This window comes from Holospora curviuscula (genome assembly GCF_002930195.1).
In the GTDB taxonomy this organism is placed as follows: Bacteria; Pseudomonadota; Alphaproteobacteria; order Holosporales; family Holosporaceae; genus Holospora; species Holospora curviuscula.
In genome coordinates this window covers 1-8,612 of sequence record NZ_PHHC01000124.1, presented here as the reverse complement: position 1 = coordinate 8,612, position 8,612 = coordinate 1, and the positions used below count along the sequence as shown (strand labels likewise).

Annotated in this window: 10 protein-coding genes and 1 pseudogene; 9 read left to right on the top strand and 2 right to left on the bottom strand. The window is 36.6% G+C overall.

Going from position 1 to position 8,612, the window contains the following annotated elements:
- The 5 genes and pseudogenes from HCUR_RS06285 to HCUR_RS06270 all read left to right on the top strand — a co-directional run.
- Nucleotides 1-106: pseudogene (locus HCUR_RS06285) on the top strand (IS5/IS1182 family transposase); the annotation flags it as partial.
- Nucleotides 107-200: 94 nt separating this feature from the next.
- The gene (locus HCUR_RS07925) at nucleotides 201-470 is read left to right on the top strand and encodes a hypothetical protein (protein WP_129591955.1); all 270 of its coding nucleotides are present in this window, start codon (nucleotides 201-203) and stop codon (nucleotides 468-470) included.
- 725 nt (nucleotides 471-1,195) lie between these two features.
- Nucleotides 1,196-1,537: a hypothetical protein gene (locus tag HCUR_RS06280; protein WP_207760964.1), complete on the top strand. Its 342-nt coding sequence runs from the start codon at nucleotides 1,196-1,198 to the stop codon at nucleotides 1,535-1,537.
- Between the two features lie 105 nt (nucleotides 1,538-1,642).
- Nucleotides 1,643-2,254, top strand: coding sequence for a superoxide dismutase (locus tag HCUR_RS06275; RefSeq protein WP_104207239.1), 612 nt, complete (start codon nucleotides 1,643-1,645; stop codon nucleotides 2,252-2,254).
- On the top strand, nucleotides 2,254-3,438 hold the full coding sequence (locus tag HCUR_RS06270; protein WP_104207238.1) for a glycosyltransferase: 1,185 nt from the start codon (nucleotides 2,254-2,256) through the stop codon (nucleotides 3,436-3,438). The genes HCUR_RS06275 and HCUR_RS06270 overlap by 1 nt, the downstream gene beginning before the upstream one ends.
- 54 nt (nucleotides 3,439-3,492) lie before the next feature.
- Here the strand turns inward: HCUR_RS06270 and HCUR_RS06265 are convergent, their stop codons facing one another.
- Both HCUR_RS06265 and yajC read right to left on the bottom strand, forming a co-directional pair.
- On the bottom strand, nucleotides 3,493-4,575 hold the full coding sequence (locus HCUR_RS06265) for a D-alanine--D-alanine ligase (RefSeq protein WP_104207237.1): 1,083 nt from the start codon (nucleotides 4,573-4,575) through the stop codon (nucleotides 3,493-3,495).
- A gap of 30 nt (nucleotides 4,576-4,605) precedes the next feature.
- On the bottom strand, nucleotides 4,606-4,902 hold the full coding sequence (gene yajC, locus HCUR_RS06260) for a preprotein translocase subunit YajC (RefSeq protein ID WP_104207236.1): 297 nt from the start codon (nucleotides 4,900-4,902) through the stop codon (nucleotides 4,606-4,608).
- Nucleotides 4,903-5,045: 143 nt separating this feature from the next.
- Between yajC and HCUR_RS06255 the strand changes: the two genes are divergently transcribed.
- The 4 genes from HCUR_RS06255 to HCUR_RS06240 form a co-directional block, all read left to right on the top strand.
- Complete coding sequence (locus tag HCUR_RS06255) at nucleotides 5,046-5,705, top strand: phosphatidate cytidylyltransferase (protein WP_104207235.1); 660 nt, start codon at nucleotides 5,046-5,048, stop codon at nucleotides 5,703-5,705.
- Nucleotides 5,706-5,708: 3 nt separating this feature from the next.
- A complete protein-coding gene (locus HCUR_RS06250; protein ID WP_104207234.1) occupies nucleotides 5,709-6,167 on the top strand; it encodes a nucleoside deaminase in 459 nt (152 codons plus the stop codon).
- A gap of 28 nt (nucleotides 6,168-6,195) precedes the next feature.
- The gene (locus HCUR_RS06245; protein ID WP_129591954.1) at nucleotides 6,196-6,570 is read left to right on the top strand and encodes a hypothetical protein; all 375 of its coding nucleotides are present in this window, start codon (nucleotides 6,196-6,198) and stop codon (nucleotides 6,568-6,570) included.
- A 149-nt stretch (nucleotides 6,571-6,719) separates the two neighbouring features.
- Nucleotides 6,720-8,612, top strand: a 1,893-nt coding sequence (locus HCUR_RS06240; protein ID WP_129591953.1) for a hypothetical protein, incomplete at its 3' end; no start/stop codon positions are given.

Here is an 8,612-nt window from a genome sequence, read left to right as displayed (position 1 = left end):
GATTAAACGGTTCAAAATCATATCTGATCAATACAGAAATAGACGTAAACGATTTGGACTCAGATTCAATCTAATAGCAGCTATTTACACCATGGAGTTATCCTGACATCTCGTTATGCAGGCGGTCTATTGTTCACCCTTCAAGGCATTCCCTATTATTTTTCTTTTTTCAAATATTTATTGTTATGAGGGGGCCTTGAGTGCACGGTACTGTTCATGACGCTAATCACAGTAGGGAAGTGCAATGTTTTTTAAGAGGCTCTGCAAAATATCCGACACTCAAAAGCGTTTGCGCCAATTTCGGGTATGGAAAAACCATGCTAGCGTTTGTAGAAAATCTTCTTAACAAGACAATTGAAATTTCAGAACCCCAGAATGGGCGGTGTTCGCCAAAAGATGGGTCGTTGAACGAACCTTTACTTGGCTCAATCATTATCCAAGATTGTCTAAAGAGTACAAAATTCCTTTAGCAGCTGCCGAAAATAGGGTGATGATCGCTCATTCTATGCGCTTATTAAAGCGGATCGCTCATCCATACATACAGACTCTTACGATATAAATTTAAATCTTAACTCTACCTCTCTCGGCTAAAATGTACGGAAGTTAAACCAAGGCGGCGGAAAATCGAAAATAAGATAGACAGACTATTTCAAAATCAATATTATTTTTTTTGGAAAACACTGCTATTACGGGGAAGAAAGGCACTAAGCAGTACTTCAAACTTTCCCTCTTCAATCCTATGCCTACAGTAGTTCCACACACCTAAAGAAGAACGTTAAAAAAAAGCGCGTAAAAATTGTTTTGCATTTCTGACTTTTGCATTGGAGTACATTAAATTTTTTCCTAAGGATAGAAATGTATTAGCGGTATACCCTTCTTGATCACGTTTCCGGATTTGAATATATTCACCAAATCTTTACAGGAGTAGAGTGCTTCTCCTGACAGTATTGTCATGATTTTTTTCTACACTTTTTCAGTCGTAATGAATATCTTGGTACTTTTCTGAAAAAGAGCGAATTAATACCTAAACTCAGTTTGGTTTTGAAATCGTATCGTTGTATACCACTAAGTACTATGTGCTACTAGTAAAAATTTTTTTTTTAATTTATAGTGGTCTTAAAGAAATTTTATTAATAGAATCTTTATGTATTTAATTTTTTTTGCCACTGTATTCATTTTTTGTTCTGGGTGTTCCGTGGAAAAAGCAGCCTCTGATCCAGGAATAAGCGTTGAGGACCTCCGAAATTTAAGAGAAAAAGATCAATTGTTAGCACAAGGCTTAGAGTTGATACAAGTCCGCTATCTTCCTTCTGGACAACGAGAAGAATTTTTCAAGGGGAGAGCAAAAAAGGGAGATTTTGGCGCAGGTCGCGCTGTAGTTCATGGTGTACTGGATGTAGCAACCCTAGGACTTTGGGAGCTTGCCGCAACTCCTATAGAAGGCGCCATAGCAAATGAAGCAAAGTGGATTGCAGTCAGAGCACTTTATCCTGATTACTATTCCAATAAAATAGAGAAACTAGATATTACACCATAATGATCATAAAATAATACTATTGTCTTAACTCCACGGTGTAGGGTTGATCTTTTTTTTGGCTAAGGTACACTACACATATCATTCATAAAGCAAAGGATAAATTTAATGTTTTCTCTTATGAAATTACCTTACGAATTTGATGACTTTGCACCCACTCTTTCTACCACAACACTAGAGCTTCACTATACGCGCCATCATCAAGGATACGTACGCCAACTTAATGATCTTGTGTTACGCCACCAAGAATATTCAGGATTATCTCTGGAAGAGACGGCTAAGAAAAGTTATCATCAGAACCATAGGACTATTTTTAATAACAGTGCACAGATTATTGCTCACGATTTATATTGGAAGAGTCTTACGCCGATTTCGGAGCGCCGCCTTTTAAAACCTGGACCACTTCGAGACCATCTTGAGCAAAGCTTTGGTACCCTTGAAAGTATGATGGAACAGTTAATCTCTAAGGGGCTCACTCAATTTGGTAGTGGTTGGGTGTGGCTTGTTTACAACAAATATGAAAATATATTAGAGATCGTCGCCACTTCTAACGCTCATTTGCCTTGGATAGAAAATCATAAAAAGTATCCGTTACTTACTATAGACGTTTGGGAGCATGCGTATTATGTAGATTATTACAATCAACGCAAGAATTATTTAGAAAACATTGTGCACTATTTAAATTGGAATTTTGCAGAAGATCAGTATATCAACGCATAATGGAGATACTACAAAACAGTGTTCCTATTAAGCCCCGTATCGCTTATGTAGTGACAAAATTAAATCGAGGGGGATGTGAAGTGCATCTTCTTGAAATTTTACCAAAACTTCAGAAGTGGTTTTCTGTACACGTATTTATATTTGATGATGATTACGGTACGTTAGCGCCTTCGTTTGAAGAACAAGGCATTAAACTAACCTGTCTTTTACCACCGGAGGCGTCTCGATATGGAAGGCTTCGCCGTTGGATTAAAGGTATATTAAGCCTTCGCACTCAACTTTCTTCTGGAGTAGACATTCTTCACGCTTTTTTGCCTATTGCGTACTGTGGTTCGGGAGTGGTTTATATTTTAAACAGAAATAAAACAATAAAGCATTTTTTGATGAGTCGTCGATCTCTTAATGAATATGCCAGACATCGATATCTTCTACAAAGATTAGAAAAATTTTTACATCGCCACCTATGTTTAGCCTTAGGAAACAGTTCTGAAGTTTCTAGACAGCTTATTGAAGAAGGAATTCCTGGCTATAAAGTACATCAAATTTTTAATGGAATACCTTTAAGGCATTTTAGAGCACAAGCTAAAAATAAAACGTTTCGAGAGCTTGAGCGTATTCCTTTGGGATGGATTAGAATTGTCTATGTAGCAAATTTTATGAGCTATAAAGGGCATGAAGATTTAATTGCTGTAGCACTCACTTTATTATCTTTTGGACATAAAAAATTTTGTTTTGTGTTGGCAGGAAAAGATCAGGAGAACCGTATAAGTTTTCTTAAACATCGTATCGAAATCCAAGGACTTTCAGAGCATTTCAGATTTTTGGGAGAGATTTTTAATCCTACAGACATTTTAACCCAGGCAGATATCGGTGTGTTTCCTTCCCATCAAGAAGGATTCTCTAATAGCTTATTGGAAAAAATGGCTCAGGGACTTCCGGTAGTAGCAACAGATGTAGGAGGAAATAAGGATGCTATCGTTTCTGGAGAAACCGGTTACTTAGTACCTATAGGAGAAACAGAAAAAATGGCACACTTTCTTGGACTCCTAATATCAGATTCGGCTTTACGAGCCAAAATAGGAAAAGCAGGACAGAGCGCTGTTAATACACTATTTACAATGGAACGCTGTGTAAACGCTTATCGTGCTATGTATCATAAGATTTTAGATAAGTGTAGACACTAAAGAAAAGAAATCTATCCAAAACGTTACCTCAGCATTTATAGAAATTATTTTAGATTACAAACTCCAAGGACCCGTTGTTAAAAAAGACAATGATTTTGTGTACTGATCTAATGCGCTACGTAAGAGAGACTTAATAAGCTCAGCCCCTGAAACACCACTAAGTTCCCAAAGTTTAGGGTAAAAGCTGATAGCAGTCAATCCAGGTAACGTATTGGCTTCATTGATCCAAAGTGTGCCATTTTCTTCTAAAAAAAAATCTACTCTCACCATAGAATCACATTTTAGAAGATGTGCTACTTTTTCTGCCATGCTACGTACCTCTTCTGCTTTCAAAGAAGGAATTCGTGCAGGCATATAAAAACGTGCTCCACTGGGATCAAGATATTTTGCTTCATAGGAATAAAAATTACGGGTAGGCTCCACTTCTCCCAGCACTTCAGCTGCAACGCCATTCAGTACAGAGCACTCAATTTCTTTTCCTAAAATTTTTGGCTCAATCAGTATTTCATCATCGTAATAAAATGCTTCTCGAACCGCCTCATAATACTCAGACTCACAACATACACTAGAAACCCCCGCAGAAGATCCGGAGCTTGCAGGCTTAATAAACAAATTTTCGCTCTTTAGTTGATCTACAGCATAGGCATAGGAAGGTACGCTAGAAATATTTTGGTTAAAAAGAAAAGGAGCCACTGGTAAATTATTTGCCACCAACACCTGTTTCGCTAAACGTTTCTGCATGCATAGCGCAGAGCCCACAACATCTGCTCCCACACAAGGCACACCTAAAAATTTTGAAAATCCTTGTAAACACCCGTCTTCCCCGGTCGCACCATGAATCATAGGAAAAAGAACATCAATTCTTACAGGCATGCAATTCTCTACACAAAACTCAACATGGCCTTGATGTCGTCTAAGGTAAGCAAAAGGAGCACCTAAGCCAGAACTTACACGTATGTTTTTATTAATCTGTTCAGGAGACAAAGAATATCCATTATTTTCTCGATCAATTCCCCAGATATAAACCTGAATTTCCAAAGGCATGTATTGCAACAAATAACGAACAGACTTGAGTGTTACCTCGTGCTCCGGAGAACGTCCCCCACACACCACCAAAACAGACCTTATTTCTTTCATATCTACTCCCTTACTTTAATTTGTAAAGACCTAATTTTTTTCTGAATTTTTTTCCTGTGTTTGAAAGGTTTCTATAATTAAATCTCGACGTACTCCCACAATCACTCCTGGAGCAATAGACACGCGAATTTTGGCGCTATTTACCTGAGCTTCCTCCACTATACCTTCTATACCTCCTCCCAAAATAACATGGTCTCCTTTTTTTAGCGCGGATAAAACCTCTCGGTGTTTTTTAATTTTTTGTTGCTGGGGACGTAGAACAATAAAATATAGAATAGCAAAACAGGCAACAAAAGGAACAAGTTGTGTAAATTGAGAAAAATCCATCAGAGATACAGCTAAAAATTATAATATTGAAAGTATATCAATAGTTTACTCCCCATTCAATAGGATTTTTGGCTAAAGACTTGCTAAAGAGTTAAGGCTTTGGCAAAATCGTGTACAGAGTCCCCAAATAATACAGGTTGGCGATGAAATTACATCTTTTTTCTCATCTTAAAGAACGTGTGCAATCCAGCGTATGGATGACAGTTTTTTTTGTGTTACTTTTCGCTCTTGTTTATTGGTTCCAAGGCTCTAAAACTATTGCTTACATTATTTTATCTTTGTTCGTGCTGGGGTGCCTTTCAGAATGGGGATATGCGTGTTTTGTTGCAAAAACATCAAAAAAATATTACGTATGGGGTCTTGGAAGTATATTTATTATCCTAGGTGCACTATCTTTTATGAAAACTTTTAACACGAAAGGCTGGAGTGGGTGGATTGTTATTGTGGCAAGTTCTATTTTTACCGATATTTTCGCGTACTTTTTTGGGTCCTGGTTAAAAGGTCCTAAAATTTTTCCTCGCATCAGCCCTGCAAAAACGTATTCAGGGGCCTTGGGAGCTCTTCTCATGGCGCCCGTATGCACGATGATGGTAGGAGATTTACTTCATCATCCCATCACTTGGATGAGTGCAAGTATATTAAGTATCTTTGCTCAAGTAGGAGACTTTTTAGAATCTTGGGCTAAGCGTCATCTTGAAATTAAAGATATGGGTACATGGATTAAAGGACATGGAGGCGTAATAGACCGTACAGACAGTTGGTGGATGACGGCAATGGGATATGGAATTGAGCCTTGGATTTGAAATATGTTTTCTGAAGCACACAAGTTTATGGATCGTGCTTTGGTTTTAGCGGAAAAAGCAAAAACCATGGGAGAAGTTCCGGTAGGTGCGGTCCTAGTTTATGAAGATAGAATACTGTTTGAAAATCACAATCGTATGCGTCAATATGCACTTCCCTGGGCGCATGCAGAATTACTGGTATTAAAAGCAGCCCACCGTTTGCTTAAAACCTACTACTTATTGGAATGCAGCCTATATGTTACATTGGAGCCCTGTAGTATGTGTGCCTCTGCTTTAGCGTTATCTCGGTTAAAAACCGTGTGCTTTGGTGCATACGATCCAAAACACGGCGGTATTGAACATGGTGCTCGAGTGTTTGACGAAAAAAGTCATTTTTATAAGCCAAAAATTTTATTAGCAGGAGTTCGAGCACATGCTTGTGAGAAGCTTTTAAAGACATTTTTTTCCTGTAAACGAGAGTAAACGGATGCTGTGGCTTTTATGGAATACCATGTTAATATATATTGCTCTTCAAGATTTACGCTATCACTGTTTTCCTGTTTGGAGTGTCTTTTCCTTAAGTGGACTCACCTTATGGATATGTCCTTATTGTGTGGGGGATATTTTATGGTGTGGTGGGCTTTTAAGTTTTTTGAAATACTTAATAGAATGGAAGCGTACTACATCGTATCTTGGATGGGGAGATGTAGAAGTTTTAGCACTTTTGAGCAGTCAAAGTAGTAGTATTCCTGGATTTTTTATGGTTTCTGGTATATTAGGCGCGGTAAGTTGTGCTCTGTTTAATCGAAACGGGATTCCCTTTGTACCTATTATGACAATGGCGTGGTATGGTGTGGAGGGATGGAATAAACTTGCATTATTTTAGTATAAGAGACCCCCTACACTATTCTGGGTCTTTTGCTTCAGTGCGTTTATTGACCATTTAATTCATTTGATTGAAAATTAAAATAAAAAGTTTTTTTATAAATTTACTGTAATATTGACATAGTACACAATAAATAAAAAAATAAAAAAATGAATAATAAAATAAAAAATATTTTTATTATTATCGTGATTTTTGGGATTTCAGATTTCACATTCTGCGGTGAGGTTCCCTACAGTTTTGTTCCAGCATTGTGTACAACCGCAGACGGAAAAACTCAATCTTTGGTAGGAAAAGTACTAGACCCTGCACCATCTCAGGCCATGTTAAAGACGGGCATTTATTGGAAAGGAGGAAAATTTTACCAAAAAAATCCTGGAGACTTGTTTTCCTCTATAGATTATATGGGACTGCCTTTTTACAGTGATATTATACAGACATGTAGCAAACTGCAAGGAGAGGTGGACGAAGGTGCTATGGCACTTAATTATCCGGGAAATTTTGGATTAGGAGAGTTTAAAGAAAAAAACTTACTCTATATTCAATCCTTAACAGATAGACTGTATATGCATCGATTAATTCCTCTTTATAATCTTGATGATACAGGCGTTCCGGTTCGGGTGTTCCAAAAAGATTTAGGAGTTTATCCAGTACTTCAGCTAGACTCAACAGGAAAAATTACTGATGATAGTATTGAAACAGTGAGTACACTCTCCACAAATGGAAAATCTCTTGCAATAGCTCATATGATGAACAAGGCAAAAAAAATTTCTCTCACCAAAGTAACTGTAGGAATAATACAAGCACAACTCGAAGGAATTCAAAAACTTAGTATGCTGTATAAAAATAATATTACCAATACAAAAGCATGGCTTTCCGGTCTCAAACAGTACACGTACGATGGTATAGATCAAGATATGAAGACGCTTAGTACTTATCTAAGTAAAGCACGTGTTGGAAATGACGCAGATAAAAATCAGTTAAAAATAATGATTGAATTATGTAATAAGATTGCTACTACATTAAATTCTATAAGAGTGATTAAAGATAGAGTACGTCCAATAATTGACGACATGATGAATACATCGAAAAATATTCCTGGAAGTGAGCCTTCTAGTATTTCTGAGATGGTTAAAAAACCGAAAAAGTATACGCTGCCTTTCAGATTAATTTTTGATGCACTTTCAGATTTAAATTTAGTAAAACTATTTTTTGAGGTAGATATTTGGTCGACTGAAGTGATTAAATTTCAAGAAAAATTAAAAGAACTTAAATCAGTAACGTCAAATTTTATTCCAAATTTAGATAAAAAAATTACTGACTTAACAAAAAAGATAACAAACATTCCACAAAAAAAGAGTAAATTTGAAAAAATACTGAATTCTTCTTCACAAAAAGGAACAGGAACAGATTTTGACGGTACAGTACGAAACAGCTTCGATGAGTTACAAGCTTATATCATGGATATTGTTCAAAGCTATGAAAAAATTATTACTTTGATTGAAAGTGCTCAGTCCATTAAAGATGACACATTTCAATCAAATATTAAACAAGCTCAAGGACGTTTAACTTCTTTTCCTGAAACAGTAGAAGAGTATATTAAGTATAAAAATGCCATGCCCAAAATGGTACAAACCGCTTACGAAAAAGCTCAAGAACAAAAAGATGCCCCCCTTCTTAAAATAAAACAAGAAATAAAAAATCATAGTAATGGATTAAATAGTTTTTTAAAGCCTATTATAGAGGAGATTAATGCACAAAAAGACGCAAGCCAACTGTGGCAAAAAAGCTCTGGAAGCATTAACTATTTTGTACAAGTGTTGGGGCAAGACAAACGTAATTTAGAAGCTCTTCTGGCAAAAAGTGGCCCCGAAGACATTCAGACAATCAATACTATTATGTCATTAACATTTTCCATCGAATCTGAAATTTCTGCTGCAGAAAATATTGCTAAAAGAATCACTGTGAGCCAAATGTACCCGAATTATATGGCGGCAGAAGCGCTAAAACAAAGAATGATGATGACAGCAAAACAAGATCCAAAA

Excerpts from the sequence above, each read along its gene's own strand:
- HCUR_RS06275 (WP_104207239.1), top strand. The coding sequence starts at position 1,643 with ATGTTTTCTCTTATGAAATTACCTTACGAATTTGATGACTTTGCACCC.
- HCUR_RS06270 (WP_104207238.1), top strand. The coding sequence starts at position 2,254 with ATGGAGATACTACAAAACAGTGTTCCTATTAAGCCCCGTATCGCTTAT.
- HCUR_RS06265 (WP_104207237.1), bottom strand. The coding sequence starts at position 4,575 with ATGAAAGAAATAAGGTCTGTTTTGGTGGTGTGTGGGGGACGTTCTCCG.
- yajC (WP_104207236.1), bottom strand. The coding sequence starts at position 4,902 with ATGGATTTTTCTCAATTTACACAACTTGTTCCTTTTGTTGCCTGTTTT.
- HCUR_RS06255 (WP_104207235.1), top strand. The coding sequence starts at position 5,046 with ATGAAATTACATCTTTTTTCTCATCTTAAAGAACGTGTGCAATCCAGC.
- HCUR_RS06250 (WP_104207234.1), top strand. The coding sequence starts at position 5,709 with ATGTTTTCTGAAGCACACAAGTTTATGGATCGTGCTTTGGTTTTAGCG.
- HCUR_RS06245 (WP_129591954.1), top strand. The coding sequence starts at position 6,196 with ATGTTAATATATATTGCTCTTCAAGATTTACGCTATCACTGTTTTCCT.